Raw genomic sequence first — 15,022 nt, 5'->3', positions numbered from 1 at the left:
GAGGAGCAGGCCCGTGGTGCGAGGGGCTGACCGCCGCCGGGCGAGGAGCAGACCGCGGTGCGAAGGGCTGACCGCCGCCGGGCGAGGCAGGCCGCTGCCCCCCTGCGCCCGGGGGCGTCAGCTGCGGCGGCCGGCCCCGGTCTCGGCGGAGGACTCCTCGGACCCGGCCTCGGGGTTCGGGGACTCCTGGAAGTCGACCTTGCCCATGTGCTTGCTCATCGACTTCATCAGGGCCCACACGGCCAGGGCCATCGCCGCGAAGACGATGAAGCCGAGGACGCCGGGGGTGACCTTGTCCTCGTCGACCTCCTTGGCGAAGGTCGCGAAGTGGGTCATTGCCAGGCTCACGCTTGCGCTCATGTCAGGCATTGTCCCGGATGCCCGCGAAGAGGTCGTCCTCGGGGAGGGAGGTATCGACGAGGGACTTGGCGAGCTCGTACTCCTCCGTCGGCCAGACCTCCTTCTGGATCTCCATCGGGACCTTGAACCAGCCGCCGTCGGGGTCGATCTGCGTGGCGTGCGCGATCAGGGCCTTGTCGCGGATCTCGTAGAAGTCGGCGCACGGGATGTGCGTCGTCAGGGTGCGCTCGGTGCGCTCGATCTCGCTCCAGCGCTTGAGCCACTCCCCGTACGGCGACTCCAGGCCCCGGTCCAGCATGGCGTGGTGCAGCGCCTCGGTGCGCTGCCGGTTGAAGCCCTGGTTGTAGTAGAGCTTCTGCGGCTGGTACGCCGGGCCGAACTCGCCCTCGGGGTACTTCTCGGTGTCCGCCGCGCCCTCGAACGCCACCATGGAGATCTTGTGGGTCATGATGTGGTCGGGGTGCGGGTAGCCGCCGTTCTCGTCGTAGGTGGTGATCACCTGCGGGCGGAACGAGCGGATCTTCCTGACCAGCTCACCGGCCGCCTTGTCGACGTCCTCCAGGGCGAAGCAGCCCTCCGGGAGCGGGGGCAGCGGGTCGCCCTCGGGCAGGCCGGAGTCGACGAAGCCGAGCCACTCCTGCTTGACGCCGAGGATCTCGCGGGCCTCGTCCATCTCCTTCTTGCGTACCTCGTGGATGTGCTCCTCGATGTACGTGTCGCCCTGAAGCTTCGGATTGAGGATGGAGCCGCGCTCTCCGCCCGTGCAGGTCACGACCAGCACGTCCACCCCCTCGGACACGTACTTCGCCATGGTGGCCGCGCCCTTGCTCGACTCGTCGTCGGGGTGGGCGTGCACGGCCATCAGTCGCAGCTGGTCAGTCAAGACTCAATCCTCGGTAAGTCGGCGCCCCTGGTGTGAACCGGGGCGATCGGCACTCCTATAGTGACCGAATCGGGGGGCGAATAATTCCGGGGCCGGCATCCTGCCGAGAGGACGATCATGAGTACGGCGAGCACGCGACCGCCCGAGGGCCGTTACGGCCGCTCCTCGGACGAGCGCGCCGACCACAAGCTCAAGATCGCCGGTGCCGTTCTGGGTGCGCTGCTGCTGGCTTTGATCGGGTATTTCGCCTATCACTACGTCGGCCAGAACAAGATCAGTGCCGAGGTGATCTCCTTCGACGTGGAGCGAGACGCCGTGAAGGTGCATCTGGAGGTCCGCAAGGACTCCGGCGCGAGCGGCTACTGCACGGTGCGCTCCCAGGCGGCGAGCGGCGCCGAGGTCGGCCGGGCGGACTTCCGTTTCGACGGGGACGCCACCCGCATCGACAAGGTCGTCACGCTGCGTACGACGTCACCGGGCACGACGGCGCAGCTGCTCGGCTGCCACGCCGACTGAGAGCGGCCGACGCCCCGACCGGCCTAGTCTGCTTTACGTACTCGCTGACCTGCGTTGAGTGATTCTGATGGCTTATGTCCTCCCCCTTGGGCCGCTGAATTGTTAGGCTCGTGGTTTCGCCCTTCCGTGAAGGAACATTCTTCTGGGTAGGGCGATGCTTTGTATTCCCAGTACCTACGAGGAGCACCTGTGACCCAGACCAGCGAAGACGTCACCTGGCTTACGCAGGAGGCGTACACCAAGCTCAAGGAAGAGCTGGCGTACCTGTCTGGTCCCGCGCGCGAGGAAGTCACCGCGAAGATCGCGGCCGCGCGCGAGGAGGGCGACCTGCGCGAGAACGGCGGGTACCACGCGGCCAAGGAAGAGCAGGGCAAGCAGGAGCTCCGCATCCGCCAGCTGACCCAGCTCCTGGAGAAGGCCAAGGTTGGTGAGGCTCCGGTGTCCGCCGACGGCACGGTGGCGCCCGGCATGGTCGTGACGATCGCCTTCGACGGCGATGAGGACGACACCATGACCTTCCTGCTGGCCTCGCGCGAATACGCCAGCACCGAGATCGAGACCTACTCGCCGCAGTCCCCGCTGGGCTCCGGCGTGATCGGTCACAAGGTCGGCGAGGACGCGGAGTACGAGCTGCCGAACGGCAAGAAGGCCTCCGTGACGATCCTCAAGGCCGAGCCGTACAGCGGCTGACCCGCCTGCCCGGCAGCCACTTCGTCTGATCCGCGCGCCGGACAGCGACCGGCTGTCAAGCCCGGGATCGGCCGGCCGCCGACCGGCGCACCCCGCATTGCCCCGACAGGCCCCCGGCGTCCTCCCGACGCCGGGGGTTTCGTCATGCCGCGCCGTGTCTTCTCAGGCCGAGGCCGAGCGGTACTTGCGCACCGCCAGCGTTCTGAAGACGACGATGATCAGGACCGACCAGATCAGTGACGCCCATACCGGGTGCTGCATGGGCCAGGCGTCCGAGGTCGACACCCCGGGGTTGCCGAAGAGCACCCGGCAGGCCTGGACCGTGGCGCTGAAGGGGTTCCAGTCGGCGACATGGCGCAGCCATGGGGTCATCTGGCTGGAGTCCACGAACGCGTTCGAGACGAAGGTGACCGGGAAGAGCCAGATCAGTCCACCCGAGGTCGCCGCCTCCGGTGTCCGCACGGAGAGCCCGATGAGCGCGCCGACCCAGGTGAAGGCATACCCCAGCAGAAGCAGCAGGCCGAAGGCGCCGAGCACCTCACCGATGGTGGTGTGGGTGCGCCAGCCGACGAGCAGGGCCACCATCGCCAGCACGAACAGCGTGAGCGCCGTCTGCACCAGGTCGGCGAGGGTCCGCCCGGTCAGCACCGCGCCCCGCGCCATGGGCAGCGAGCGGAAGCGGTCGATGAGCCCCTTGTGCATGTCGTCGGCGATACCGGCACCCGCGCCCGCGGTGGCGAAGGTGACGGTCTGCGCGAAGATGCCGGCCATCAGGAACTCGCGGTAGACCGAGGGTTCCGTGGTGCCGCCGATGTTCATGGAGCCGCCGAACACATAGCTGAACAGCACCACGAACATGATCGGCTGAATGAGCCCGAAGATGACCATCTCGGGGATCCGGGACATCCTGATCAGGTTGCGCTTGGCGACGACCAGCGAGTCTCGGATCGACTGGCTGACCGGGTTCGCGGCGGGCGTGACCCGTACCGCGTCGGTGACGGCGCTCACTTGCCGGCCTCCTTCTTCTGGCGGCGGTCCTTGGCGGCCTTGGCGGTGCCGTCCACGCCGTTCTCCTCCGCCTGGATCTCGGCGTGGTGGCCGGTCAGGGAGATGAAGACGTCGTCGAGGGTGGGGCGGCGCAGGCCGATGTCGTCGATCTCGATGCCCCGTACGTCCAGTTCGCGGATGACCTCGGCGAGGAGCTTCGCGCCGCCGGTGACGGGCACGGTGAGCTTGCGGGTGTGCTCCTCGACGGTGGTGTCGCCCTTGCCGAAGCCGGCGAGGACCTCCCGGGCGGTCGGGATGTGCTCGCGCTCGTGCACCACGACCTCGACGCGCTCGCCGCCGGTGCGGGCCTTGAGCTGGTCGGAGGTGCCGCGGGCGATGACACGGCCGTGGTCGACGACCGCGATGTCGTGCGCGAGGTGGTCGGCCTCTTCCAGGTACTGCGTGGTGAGCAGCAGGGTCGTACCGCCGGAGACGAGCTGTTTGATGACCTCCCACAGCTGCTGGCGGTTGCGGGGGTCGAGGCCGGTCGTGGGTTCGTCCATGAACATCACGGGCGGGGAGACGACCAGGGCCGCCGCGAGGTCGAGGCGGCGGCGCATGCCTCCGGAGTAGGTCTTCGCGGGACGGTCGGCGGCGTCCGCGAGGTGGAACTGGTCGAGCAGTTCGCCGGCCCGGACCTTCGCGGCCTTGGCCTTCATCTGGTAGAGCTGGCCGACCATCTGGAGGTTCTCACGGCCGGTCAGATATTCGTCGACCGCGGCGAACTGGCCGGACAGGCCGATCGAGCGCCGCACCTCGTTGGGTTGCTTGAGCACGTCGAGGCCGGCGACGACCGCCTTGCCGCTGTCGGGGCGCAGCAGGGTCGTCAGGCAGCGGACGGTCGTCGTCTTGCCCGCGCCGTTCGGCCCGAGCAGGCCCAGGACGGTGCCCTCCGGCACGTCGAGGTCGACGCCGTCCAGAGCCCTTACGTCACCGAAGGTCTTCACCAGGCCTTCGGCATAGATGGCGCCTGGCATATGAGTCTCCACGTCATCGGGGATTCTTCGACATCTGGATTCTTCGCAAAGCCTAGATTTGAGCGTTTTATACCGCCTGGCGAGGGCGGAGCAGTGGCCATGGGCCACTACGAGACACACCATAACGCGATGTATCGCGTCTCTCAACGGAATTACTCGAACGAGTGAGGAAGAAGCTGCTGAGCTGGGAGTTCGGCGCCCCGGCGGCTCAGTCGATGATCGTGTAGCCCGCGTTCCGCAGGGCCTGGCCGACCTCGGCGCAGTGCTCCGGACCCTTCATCTCCAGGTGCAGCTCCACCTCCGCCTCCGTGAGCCCGAGCCGTGGGTCGGTCCGTACGTGACTCACATCGAGGACGTTAGCGTCCATCACTGACAACACCCCGAGGAGCGTGGCCAGGGCGCCCGGCCGGTCCGTCAGCCGGAGCCGCACCGCGAGATAGCGGCCCTGCGCCGACATTCCGTGCCGCAGCACGCGTTGCAGGAGCACCGGGTCGACATTGCCGCCGGACAGCACCGCCACGACCGGCCCCTCGAAGGCGCCCGGGTCGCTGAGCAGCGCCGCGACCGGGCTCGCCCCGGCGGGTTCGACGACCAGCTTGGCCCGCTCCAGACTCAGCAGCAGCGCGGCGGACAGCTCGTCCTCGGTCACCGTACGCACGTCGTCGACCAGTTCGCCGATGATTTCGAACGGGACGTCGCCGGGACGGCCGACCTTCATGCCGTCGGCCACCGTCGCCGGGTTCTCGATCGTCACCGGGCGCCCGGCCGCCAACGAGGGCGGGTACGCGGCAGCGCCCGCCGCCTGGACCCCGACGATCCGCACATCGGGCCGCAACGACTTCACCGCGACCGCGACCCCGGCCGCCAGACCGCCGCCGCCGATGCCCAGGACGATCGTGCGCACCTCCGGGCACTGCTCCAGGATCTCCAGGCCGACCGTGCCCTGACCGGCGATGATGTCCGGGTGGTCGAAGGGGTGGATGAACACCGCGCCGGTCCGCTCCGCGTACTCCTGCGCCGCGGCCAGCGTCTCGTCGACCACCTGCCCGTGCAGCCGGACCTCCGCGCCGTACTCCCGGGTGGCGCTGATCTTCGGCAGCGGGGCGCCCTGCGGCATGAACACCGTGGACCGCACGCCGAGCAGGGACGACGCCAGCGCGACCCCCTGCGCGTGGTTGCCGGCGCTCGCGGCGACGACCCCGGCGGCCCGCTCCTCGGGGAGCAACCCGGCGATCCGCACGTAGGCGCCGCGCAGCTTGAACGAGCCGGTGCGCTGGAGGTTCTCGCACTTGAAGTGCACCGGGGCGCCCACCAGCTGGGACAGGTGCCGGCTGCCCTCCATCGCGGTCGTGCGCGCCACCCCCGTGAGCATCTTCTGGGCGCCGCGCACGTCGTCGAGGGTGACGGACCGCAGGGAGTGCAAGGAGTCAGCCGTGCCGTAGCTCATGACACAAGCATCGCAGTTCACAGGCGCAAGCGGCCGCTGTGACCAACCTCCGAGACCGGTTTGCACAGCGTCGGTACGGCCTGCCTTCCGGCCGCGTACCCTGTCCCCCAACCCAGCACCCCTTATCTGAAGTGAGCCCCCGGCCATGCCCACAACACCTGAAATGTCGATGGACATGACGACCGTCGGTGACACCGGTCTCCTCGACACGCTCCAGCACGAGGTGGCGGTCTTCGCCCGTCGTGCCGAACAGACCCGGCTCGGCGGGGTCGGGCAGGTGCGCAACTCCATGGACCGCGCCGCATACCTGCTGCTCAACCGGCTCGACAAGGAAGGCCCGATGGGCGTCAAGGCGCTCGCCGCGAGCATGGGCATCGACTCGTCGACGGTCACCCGGCAGGTGGCTCCGCTCGTGGACACCGGGCTCGTCAAGCGCACCTCGCACCCGGAGGACGGCCGCGCGGTGGTGCTCCAGCTGTCCCCGCGCGGGCTGTCGCGACTGGAGGAAGTGCGCTCTTCGCGGCGGCAGTTGATGGCCGAGCTGACTCATGACTGGGCGCCTGGGGAGCGCGAGGCGTTCTGCACGCTCCTCACGCGCTTCAACACCGCCCTGTCCTCCCGGATGGCGGCGCAGGGCCTGCCGGGCGCGGAGCCGCCGTCGGCCTCCTGAGGCCCCGGACTCCGCGTGGCGCGGCGCGCGCGTTCCCGAGGGGTGCGGCGCTGGACGGGGACGTACGCGGCACTCGGCGACGGGGACGTACGCGGCTCCGGACGACGGGCGGGTGCGCGGCACTTGGCGACCGGGGCGTGCGCCGCTCCAGACAACGGGGGCGTGCGCGGCCCTTGGCGACGGAGAGGTGCCCGGCTCCAGACGACGGAGGCGTGCGCGGCTCTTGACCGAAAGGCCACCCCTGGCCTCATATGAGACCGGGTCCTCAACTCGCACACGGTTCCGTATCCCGTACGCGGCGCGGGGCCCGTTTCCTCACAGGTCGCCCTCAGGCGGGAGGCGTGGTGCGTCGACGGCTTGCGTCCCAGGACGCCCGCCGGGCCCGGGAGTTCGAGGCGTTCGTCGCGGGTGCCGGGGGGCGGCTGCTGCACACCGCGACGCTGCTGACGGCGGAGGCCCCGCACGACAACCCGCGCGCGCGGCGGCTGCTGACGCTGGCGCTCGCCCACACGTACGCGTACTGGGAGCGACTGCGCGGCGAGGACCCCTACGACCGAGCCCGCCAGTACCTGGCCTCCCGATTCGCGCGCGGCGCCTGGCACCAGTACGGCGGTCTGGGCGGCGCCCGCCCCCACCCGGCCAGCCCGCTGGCCGCGCTGGCCCCGCAGGAACGCCTCGTCCTCGTCCTGCGCCTGTACGAAGGCGTCGCCGAGGAGCAGACGGCGGCCCTCCTCGGCCTCGCCACGGAACGCGTCCGGACCATCTGCGACCGGGCGACGGCGACCCTGCTGCATCCGCCACGGGGGCCCGCGCCGGCGGTGCGGGGCGCGAAGGTGGCGGCGTCATGAGCGCCGGAAGGCGTACGGGGAGGGAGCGGCCATGAACCGGCCGGAACGCGAGGCCGCCGTACGCCGCATCATGGACCAGGTGTCGCCGCCGGTGCCGCCGGAGCTTCATCTCGAAGCCGTACGCCGGGGCAGTCGCGTGCTGCGGCGCCGGCGGGCGGCGCTGCTGCTGATGTGGTCCGTGCTGTTCGCGGCGAGTGTCGCGTTCGTGGTGTGGGCGGTGCTGGCCCGCCCCTGGGTGGAGCCGCCGTCGACGACGACTCCACCGCTGACCGGCTGGTGAACCGGCCGAAGGGCTAGCCCAGGGCCTGCTGGAGGTCCTCCAGGAGGTCGTCGACGTTCTCGATGCCCACCGACAGGCGTACGAGGTCGGCGGGGACCTCCAGCGCCGAGCCGGCCACGGACGCGTGCGTCATCCGGCCGGGGTGCTCGATCAGGGACTCCACACCGCCCAGGGACTCGCCGAGGGTGAACACCTTGGCGCGGTTGCAGACCTCGACGGCCGCCTCCTCGCCGCCCTGCACCCGGAAGGAGACCATGCCGCCGAAGGACCGCATCTGCTTGGCGGCGACCTCGTGGCCGGGGTGGTCCTCCAGGCCCGGGTACAGCACGTGCGTCACGCGCGCGTGCCGGGTCAGCATGTCGGCGATCTTCGTGGCGTTCTCGCTGTGCCGGTCCATCCGCACCGACAGCGTCTTGGTGCCGCGCAGCACCAGCCAGGAGTCGAAGGGCCCGGCGACCGCGCCCATCGCGTTCTGGTGGTACGCCAGTTCCTCGCCGAGCGCCTCGTCAGCGGTGATCAGCGCGCCGCCGACGACGTCCGAGTGACCGCCCATGTACTTGGTCAGCGAGTGCACCACCACGTCGGCGCCGAGCGACAGCGGCTGCTGAAGGTACGGCGTGGCGAAGGTGTTGTCGACGACGAGCTTCGCGCCCGCGTCCCGGGCGACCTGGGCGACGGCGGCGATGTCGGTGATGCCGAGCAGCGGGTTGGAGGGGGTCTCCACCCACACGGCCTTGGTCTTCGGGGTGATGGCGGCGCGTACGGCGGCGGGGTCGCTGGTGTCGGCGACCGACCACTCCACGCCCCACCGGGCGACGACCTTGGCGAAGAGCCGGAAGGTGCCGCCGTACGCGTCGTTGGGGATGACCACGTGGTCACCGGGGCTGAGCAGCGTACGCAACAGGCAGTCCTCGGCCGCCAGTCCGGACGCGAACGCGAGACCTCGTCGGCCGCCCTCCAGGGCGGCGAGGTTCTCCTCGAGGGCGGTGCGGGTGGGGTTGGCGCTGCGGCTGTACTCGTAGCCGCCCCGCAGACCGCCGACGCCGTCCTGCTTGTACGTCGAGACCTGGTAGATCGGCGGGACGACCGCACCGGTGAGGGGGTCCGCCGTGTTGCCCGCGTGGATGGCGAGCGTCTCGAAGTGCTGACTGATGTGCCTGTCGCTCATGGGGACCGAGCGTAGTCCGCTCGCGGGGGGTGTGTCGTACGGCGAAGCCCGAGCGGGGTTCTCCGAGGCGTCCGGAGCCAGGTGAGGGGAGCCTCCCGCAGGCGTCCGGAGGCGGGAAGGGGGAGCCTCCCGCAGGCGCCCGGGGGCGGGAGGAGGAAGTCTCCCGCAGGCGCTCCGGGGGCGGGAGGGAGGTTCTCCACAGGCTCCTCGGAGGCGGGAGCGGAAGTTTTCCACAGCCCGGGGACCGGGTTGGCCAATTGTCGGCGGCGTCTGGAACGCTTGAGCCATGGAAATTCTCTGGGTCCTGATGGCGATGGTCATGCTCGGCTTCGTGCTGCTGCCGGTCCTGCGGCGCAGGCGGGGCATGATCGAGCAGGTCCCGCCGGGCCACCCGGACGCCGCGGACCCCGCGGACTACGGCTTCGTACGCCAGGAGGAGCTGGACGTCCGCATGCCCGGCCCCGACCAGGACCTGCTGGACGTCCTGGACCTGGTGCAGCGCACACAGGACTACCGGGCGGCCTCCCAGCTGCTGGCCGGCACCGAGGCGGACGGCGAGCTGCGCTGGCAGCGGGTGCAGGCCTTCGCGGGCGCGGCCTCGCTGGAGCTGGCGCAGCGGCCGGGAGGGGTGAGCGAGTCGCCGGGCGGCCAGTGGCTGCGGGTGTGGCGGGCCGAGCAGCCCAAGGACGCGGGCGGCGCGGCGGTGCACGCGGAGTTCCTGGTGCAGCAGGCGTGGCGCACGGCCACGCCCGGCACGGACTCGTTCCGGATCATCATGGAGGAGGCGAGAGCGGCGTGCGGCGAGGCGGCGCTGCTGGCCCCCGGTGACCCGGTCCCGTACATCGTGGAGCTGTCGGTGGCCCGCGGCCTCACGTACTCGCGCGAGGAGTTCGAGCAGCTGTGGCTGAAGATCCTCGACCGCGCCCCGGCGCACATGGGCGCGCATCTGGCGGCGCTGCACTACTGGTGCGAGAAGTGGCACGGCTCGCGTGAGCTGGCGACCTCCTTCACGGAGGCGGCCGCCGCCCGCGCGCCCCGCGGTTCCCTCCTCGCGGCCATGCCCCTCTTCTCGGTCTTCGAGCACCTGCCCGAGCTGAACCTGGTCAGCGGCTTCTACCAGAGCGAGGTCGTCACCAAGGCGATCCACGGCGCGCTGCACGCCGTGCACTCGGCCCGCGCGGACGACCCGATGCTCGCGCACGTCCGGCACATGCTGGTCTTCTTCCTCGTCCGCGCCGAGCGCTGGAAGGAGGCCATGAGCCAGCTCGTCCACATCGACGGCCATGTCGGCGCCCTGCCGTGGACCCTGTCCGCCGACCCGGCGGGCGAGTTCGCGGTCTACCGGGCGCTGGCGGTCGCGGGCTACGAGGCGAACGGCGGCAGCCCGGCGACGCTGCCGCACTGACCGGCACGGCGAGGCGGGACCTGCGCGCTCGACGGAATGTGGTGCGGCGCGGGCGCGCTGTGCCGGGCGCCGGCCCCGACCACGGTCACCCGGGCCCGGCCGCGGTCGCGTCTCGGTGTTCGTACAAGCTGTCGGTTGCGGTGTGGATGTGCCCGGAGTGCCCATAGGGTGCTTCCGTGACTGCCACGTTGAGTTCCACGAGGGTCCGGGCCGCGCTCCGCACATCGGCGCGGGTGTCCGGGGAGTTGCTGCTCGTCCTGCTGATGCTCGCGGTGGCGCTGTGGCTCCTCGGCCGGACGTGGTCGGTCGTCTGGCCCCTGGTGGTCGGGCTGTTGCTGACGACACTGACCTGGCCGCCGACCCGGTTCCTGCGCCGCCGCGGATGGAAGCCCGCCTTGGCCGCGTCGGTGGTCACGGTGCTGTTCCTGCTGGTCACCCTGGGGGTCGTGGCGCTGATCGCGGTGCCGGTGGCGTCCCAGTCGGGGGAACTGAGCGACGGTGTGTTCAAGGGCGTGCAGGAGCTGCGGGAGTGGGCCGCCGGGCCGCCGCTGAACATCGACGACGCCCAGATCAACAAGGCCTTCGACTCGGCCGTCTCCCGCGCGCAGGACGGTCTCGGCAGCATGGCCGGCGCCGTCGTCACGGGAGTGAGCACCGTGCTGAACGGACTGGTCACCGCCGTCCTGGCGCTGTTCCTGATGTTCTTCTTCCTCAAGGACGGGCCGCGGTTCCTGCCGTGGCTCGCCCGCCAGTTGCCCGGTCGCCTCGCCACCGACGTCCCGACCGTGGCGGCGCGCGGCTGGGACACATTGGGTGCGTTCGTGCGGTCCCAGGCGGCTGTCGGTCTGCTCGACGCGGTCCTGATCGGCCTCGGCCTGTGGATCCTCGGGGTGCCCCTGGTGCTGCCGCTGGCGGTGCTGACCTTCGTCTCGGCGTTCGTGCCGATCGTCGGTGCCCTGTTCGCCGGATTCGTCGCCGTGCTGATCGCACTGGTCTCCAACGGCCTCATGGACGCGCTGATCGCGCTGGCCATCATCCTGGTGGTGCAGCAACTCGAGGGCAACGTCTTCCAGCCCATGATCCAGAGCCGCGGGCTCGGTCTCCACGCGGCCGTGATCCTGCTGGCCGTGACGCTGGGCGGCAGCCTGTCCGGCATCGTCGGCAGCCTGCTCGCGGTCCCGGTCGTCGCGGTGATCGCGGTGGTCTGGGACTACATACGGGAGCAGCTCAGCGAACCGACCGAGGGCCCGGGGTCCGAAGGGTCCGACGACGGCGCCCCGGTCCCGTCGGCCTAGCAGGCCCTGTCGTCACAGTTCCCTCCGGTGAGCTGGACGGCGTGCGAAAACCGGTGGCCGTGCCCGCGGGCCCGGCCTCACGCTGTACGCCATGGAACGACCGCAGCGCGAGATCCGCGCGACCTTCACCGACTCCACGATCACCGTCTACCAGGCGTACACCCCGGGAATCGGCGGGCCCGCCGCACGGGCAGGGCGTTTCCCGTCCACGTGGAAGCGCGACCGGATGACATGGATCAAGCCCTCGTTCCTCTGGATGATGTACCGGTGCGGCTGGGGGGACAAGGAGGGGCAGGAGACCGTTCTCGCGGTCGACATCCGGCGCGACGGCTTCGAGTGGGCGTTGCGACACGCGTGCCTGTCGCACTACGACCCCGGCGTGCACCCCGATCGGGCCGCCTGGCAGCGGGAGTTGAGGCGGGCGCCCAGTCGTGTGCAGTGGGATCCGGAGCGGGATCTGCACCTGCGGCCCCTGCCCCACCGGTCTCTGCAACTCGGCCTCTCCGGCGAGGCGGCACGACGCTACGCCGACGAGTGGGTGGTCGGCATCCGCGAGGTGACTCCACTCGCCCATGAGATCCGGGCCCACGTCCAGGCGGGCGACCTGGCCTCCGCCACCCGACTGCTGCCCCAGGAACGCCGGTACCCGATCGAGGAGGAGACGCTCGCGCATCTGTGCGGCTGAGCCGGCGCGCCCTCGCCGTACCGGGGCACCCTCGCCGTGGGCGCGATCAACGCCGAGCGCGTCAGCGCGCTGATGAACGTCGAGAAGGCCGCCGCGCTCGGGCTCGACGGGCGAACCCCTTTGGCTTCCTGCTGGGCCTGCCGTACGAGGCCCCGACCCGCGAGGCACTCGTGCGGGGCTTGGGGCCCAGCGCGCCGTACTTCTCCGAGCGGCTGCGTGAATCCCCGGGCGGCGGCCGGCGGTTGCCCTTCCCCCGCAGGACATGTACCGCTCGGAGGACCTGGCGCCCGGTGACCACTGGGTCGACCGGACCGTCGGCGGCTGTCCTGCCCTGCTGATCCGCGGCACCAGGGGCGTCATCCCGGTCGAGCAGGCCGACGTGAGGGTGGAACGCCGCCCCGCCACCAGGAGGGTGGACCTGGACGCCGATCACCCGCCACCGAGGTCCGCGCGTTCCTCGTGGCGCTGTAGCGGCGCCCGCCCCTCACCCGGGCGTCGTCAGCTTCTTCAGCTGCGCCTCGACGATCGCCGGCGGTACGACGGCCGGGTCCGCCTCCCCCGTCGCGCCAGGGCGGTTGAACTCGCAGAACAGGGCCACCGTCGCCCCCTTCCGCACGGCCAGCACCGCGAAGGGGACGCGGACGGGCTCCTCGTCCTCGTCCAGCGCCGCGAGCTGGGTGAGGCGCAGGGAGACGGAGTCGTCGCCGTAGCCGGGATCGGGCCGCACCTCGACGTCGTCGTAGCGGAAGCCCACCGACACGTCCTCGAAGGTCCCGCATTCCTCGGCGGCCGTGCGGAGGGACTCGATCACCTGGGCGGCGTTCTGGCCGCCGTGGGACGACAGGACCATGGTGGCGCCGGTCGCACTGTCCTTCTTCAGGGCGATGATCCGCCCGGCTCGCGCGACGGCCGCGAGGCCGCTGCTGCCGCCCAGTGCCTGTACGACCGGGGCGCAGGCGGCGGGTTCGGCCGTACGCCGTGACGCCCCGGTGGCGGTCACCGTCTTGTTGATCTCGTATCCGGCGAGGTCCGTCTCCGTGACCACTGCCTGCTCGAGCCCGGCCGCGCTCAACGGCTTGCCGCGCACGGTGCCGCGCGCCTCCGACGCGGAGTCCTCCCCGCCCCCGCCCCCGCACGCGGTGAGCGTCGACAGGAGCGCCACCACAACCGCGACCGCAGGACAAGCACCCGTACGTGGCCGCCGAACCATCGCCATCCCCGCCCCTCACCCGTCGCCCCTTCCCCAGGGCGTGGGCAGCAGCGTAGACCGGGGCGCCGTGCAGACGGTCACTCGCAACCCCCTCGCCGACCCGACGCCCTCGGGGTCCAGCCCGACGCCGCCGCCACGCGCGCGGGTACGAGCAGGCGCGCCCCAGCAGCAGGACGACGACCAGGTCACGCCCACCACCCCGCAGCCGACCCGCGGGCGCACCCGCACACCCCGCCACAGCTGAACGCCCCCGTCCCAAGACGCCACCGCACAACCGCCCCGTCCGGGCCAAGGCGAGGGCCCCGGAGCAGTGCCGCTCCGGGGCCCTCGGTCACGCGCGCCGTGGCGTCAGATCGTCGCCGTGTCGATCACGAAGCGGTAGCGGACGTCGCTCGCCAGCACCCGCTCGTAGGCGTCGTTGATCTCGTCCGCGCGGATCAACTCGATCTCCGCGCCGAGCTGGTGCTCCGCGCAGAAGTCCAGCATCTCCTGGGTCTCGGCGATGCCGCCGATCATGGAACCGGCGAGGGTCTTGCGGCCGCCGATCACCGAGAAGAGGTTGAGGGCGATCGGCTCCTCGGGGGCGCCGACGTTCACCAGCGCGCCGTCCCGCCGGAGCAGGGAGAGCAGGGCGCCGAAGTCCATGGGCGCCGAGACGGTGGAGACGATCAGGTCGAAGGTGCCGGCCAGCTCCTCGAAGGTCTTCGGGTCGCTGGTGGCGTAGTAGTGGTCGGCGCCCAGCTTCAGGCCGTCGTCCTTCTTGCGCAGCGACTGGGACAGGACGGTGACCTCGGCGCCGAGCGCGTGGGCGATCTTGACGCCCATGTGGCCGAGGCCGCCCAGGCCGACGATGGCGACCTTCTTGCCGGGGCCGGCGTTCCAGTGCTTGAGCGGGGAGTACAGGGTGATGCCGGCGCACAGCAGCGGGGCGGCCTCGTCGAGGGCGATGCCCTCGGGGATGCGGACGACGAAGTTCTCGTCCACGACGACCTTCTCGGAGTAGCCGCCGTAGGTGGGCTCGCCGTCCTTGCCGATCGCGTTGTAGGTGCCGACGTTGCCGCCGGTGCAGTACTGCTCCTCGCCGGCCTTGCAGCTGTCGCACTCGCGGCAGGAGTCGACCAGGCAGCCGACGCCCACCCGGTCGCCGACCTGGAACTTCGTCACACCGGGGCCGACCTCGGAGACGACACCGGCGATCTCGTGGCCGGGGACCATCGGGAAGATGGCCTCGCCCCAGCCCTCGCGGGCCTGGTGGATGTCGGAGTGGCAGATGCCGGCGAACTTGATGTCGATCAGGACGTCGAACTCACGGACCGCCCGCCGTTCGATGGTGGTGCGCTCCAGGGGAGCCTTGGCGGAGGGGGCGGCGTACGCAGCAACGGTGGTCATGCCGGGTTCTCCTAGCAGTGGTCTCGCACCCGGCCGCCTTCTGACCGGGTGCGCCGCCCAGCGTGCCGGAGCGGAGGGCATCCACCCAGGCCACGGTTGTTCGTACGCCCGCTGGTCCTACCACTGGCGGGGTCAGGATGGTGGGCGTACGA

17 protein-coding genes are annotated in these 15,022 nt (G+C 70.9%); 9 read left to right on the top strand and 8 right to left on the bottom strand.

Features of this window, described 5'->3' with window-relative positions; all coding sequences use genetic code 11:
• Positions 1-117 precede the first annotated feature (117 nt).
• Both ACH41F_RS36310 and mca read right to left on the bottom strand, forming a co-directional pair.
• A complete protein-coding gene (locus tag ACH41F_RS36310) occupies positions 118-369 on the bottom strand; it encodes a hypothetical protein (protein ID WP_391234865.1) in 252 nt (83 codons plus the stop codon).
• Positions 362-1,222 carry a mycothiol conjugate amidase Mca gene (gene mca / locus ACH41F_RS36305; protein WP_391234989.1) on the bottom strand — a complete coding sequence of 287 codons (861 nt, stop codon included), beginning with the start codon at positions 1,220-1,222 and terminating at the stop codon, positions 362-364. Before mca ends, ACH41F_RS36310 begins: the two co-directional genes overlap by 8 nt.
• Before the next feature lie 138 nt (positions 1,223-1,360).
• Between mca and ACH41F_RS36300 the strand changes: the two genes are divergently transcribed.
• The gene (locus tag ACH41F_RS36300) at positions 1,361-1,759 is read left to right on the top strand and encodes a DUF4307 domain-containing protein (protein WP_391234863.1); all 399 of its coding nucleotides are present in this window, start codon (positions 1,361-1,363) and stop codon (positions 1,757-1,759) included.
• Between the two features lie 189 nt (positions 1,760-1,948).
• Positions 1,949-2,449 carry a transcription elongation factor GreA gene (gene greA, locus ACH41F_RS36295; protein ID WP_391234861.1) on the top strand — a complete coding sequence of 167 codons (501 nt, stop codon included), beginning with the start codon at positions 1,949-1,951 and terminating at the stop codon, positions 2,447-2,449.
• A gap of 162 nt (positions 2,450-2,611) precedes the next feature.
• On the opposite strand, the gene ACH41F_RS36290 is transcribed toward greA, so the two are convergent.
• The 3 genes from ACH41F_RS36290 to ilvA form a co-directional block, all read right to left on the bottom strand.
• Complete coding sequence (locus tag ACH41F_RS36290) at positions 2,612-3,457, bottom strand: ABC transporter permease (RefSeq protein WP_391234859.1); 846 nt, start codon at positions 3,455-3,457, stop codon at positions 2,612-2,614.
• Positions 3,454-4,473, bottom strand: a complete 1,020-nt coding sequence (locus ACH41F_RS36285) for an ATP-binding cassette domain-containing protein (protein ID WP_391234857.1) — start codon at positions 4,471-4,473, stop codon at positions 3,454-3,456. The genes ACH41F_RS36290 and ACH41F_RS36285 overlap by 4 nt, the downstream gene beginning before the upstream one ends.
• A gap of 208 nt (positions 4,474-4,681) precedes the next feature.
• On the bottom strand, positions 4,682-5,920 hold the full coding sequence (gene ilvA, locus ACH41F_RS36280) for a threonine ammonia-lyase (protein ID WP_391234854.1): 1,239 nt from the start codon (positions 5,918-5,920) through the stop codon (positions 4,682-4,684).
• Positions 5,921-6,083: 163 nt separating this feature from the next.
• Here ilvA and ACH41F_RS36275 point away from each other — a divergent pair, with 163 nt between their 5' ends.
• The 3 genes from ACH41F_RS36275 to ACH41F_RS36265 all read left to right on the top strand — a co-directional run bounded on the left by ACH41F_RS36275 (position 6,084) and on the right by ACH41F_RS36265 (position 7,718).
• Positions 6,084-6,590: a MarR family transcriptional regulator gene (locus ACH41F_RS36275; RefSeq protein ID WP_391234852.1), complete on the top strand. Its 507-nt coding sequence runs from the start codon at positions 6,084-6,086 to the stop codon at positions 6,588-6,590.
• 344 nt (positions 6,591-6,934) lie between these two features.
• Complete coding sequence (locus ACH41F_RS36270; RefSeq protein ID WP_391234850.1) at positions 6,935-7,438, top strand: sigma factor-like helix-turn-helix DNA-binding protein; 504 nt, start codon at positions 6,935-6,937, stop codon at positions 7,436-7,438.
• Positions 7,439-7,469: 31 nt separating this feature from the next.
• On the top strand, positions 7,470-7,718 hold the full coding sequence (locus ACH41F_RS36265; RefSeq protein WP_391234848.1) for a hypothetical protein: 249 nt from the start codon (positions 7,470-7,472) through the stop codon (positions 7,716-7,718).
• A 13-nt stretch (positions 7,719-7,731) separates the two neighbouring features.
• Here ACH41F_RS36265 and ACH41F_RS36260 read toward each other — a convergent pair whose 3' ends face one another.
• Positions 7,732-8,886, bottom strand: a complete 1,155-nt coding sequence (locus tag ACH41F_RS36260) for a cystathionine gamma-synthase (protein ID WP_398839347.1) — start codon at positions 8,884-8,886, stop codon at positions 7,732-7,734.
• Between the two features lie 286 nt (positions 8,887-9,172).
• Between ACH41F_RS36260 and ACH41F_RS36255 the strand changes: the two genes are divergently transcribed.
• The 3 genes from ACH41F_RS36255 (at position 9,173) to ACH41F_RS36245 (ending at position 12,271) form a co-directional block, all read left to right on the top strand.
• Positions 9,173-10,291 (top strand): hypothetical protein, encoded by a 1,119-nt coding sequence (locus tag ACH41F_RS36255; protein ID WP_391234844.1) that lies wholly within the window; start codon positions 9,173-9,175, stop codon positions 10,289-10,291.
• 176 nt (positions 10,292-10,467) lie between these two features.
• Complete coding sequence (locus tag ACH41F_RS36250) at positions 10,468-11,586, top strand: AI-2E family transporter (RefSeq protein ID WP_391234842.1); 1,119 nt, start codon at positions 10,468-10,470, stop codon at positions 11,584-11,586.
• Between the two features lie 91 nt (positions 11,587-11,677).
• Positions 11,678-12,271: a DUF4291 family protein gene (locus ACH41F_RS36245; RefSeq protein WP_391234840.1), complete on the top strand. Its 594-nt coding sequence runs from the start codon at positions 11,678-11,680 to the stop codon at positions 12,269-12,271.
• Between the two features lie 484 nt (positions 12,272-12,755).
• On the opposite strand, the gene ACH41F_RS36240 is transcribed toward ACH41F_RS36245, so the two are convergent.
• On the bottom strand, positions 12,756-13,436 hold the full coding sequence (locus ACH41F_RS36240) for a hypothetical protein (RefSeq protein ID WP_398839344.1): 681 nt from the start codon (positions 13,434-13,436) through the stop codon (positions 12,756-12,758).
• Between the two features lie 112 nt (positions 13,437-13,548).
• Here ACH41F_RS36240 and ACH41F_RS36235 point away from each other — a divergent pair, with 112 nt between their 5' ends.
• On the top strand, positions 13,549-13,725 hold the full coding sequence (locus ACH41F_RS36235; RefSeq protein WP_398839342.1) for a hypothetical protein: 177 nt from the start codon (positions 13,549-13,551) through the stop codon (positions 13,723-13,725).
• A 104-nt stretch (positions 13,726-13,829) separates the two neighbouring features.
• Here ACH41F_RS36235 and ACH41F_RS36230 read toward each other — a convergent pair whose 3' ends face one another.
• Positions 13,830-14,870, bottom strand: coding sequence for an alcohol dehydrogenase catalytic domain-containing protein (locus ACH41F_RS36230; protein WP_391234838.1), 1,041 nt, complete (start codon positions 14,868-14,870; stop codon positions 13,830-13,832).
• Positions 14,871-15,022: the final 152 nt, after the last annotated feature.

The organism is Streptomyces sp. NPDC020489 (assembly GCF_044386545.1).
Classification (GTDB): Bacteria; Actinomycetota; Actinomycetes; order Streptomycetales; family Streptomycetaceae; genus Streptomyces.
Note: the sequence above shows the minus strand (reverse complement) of the source record. Positions and strands in the feature narration are given on the sequence as shown.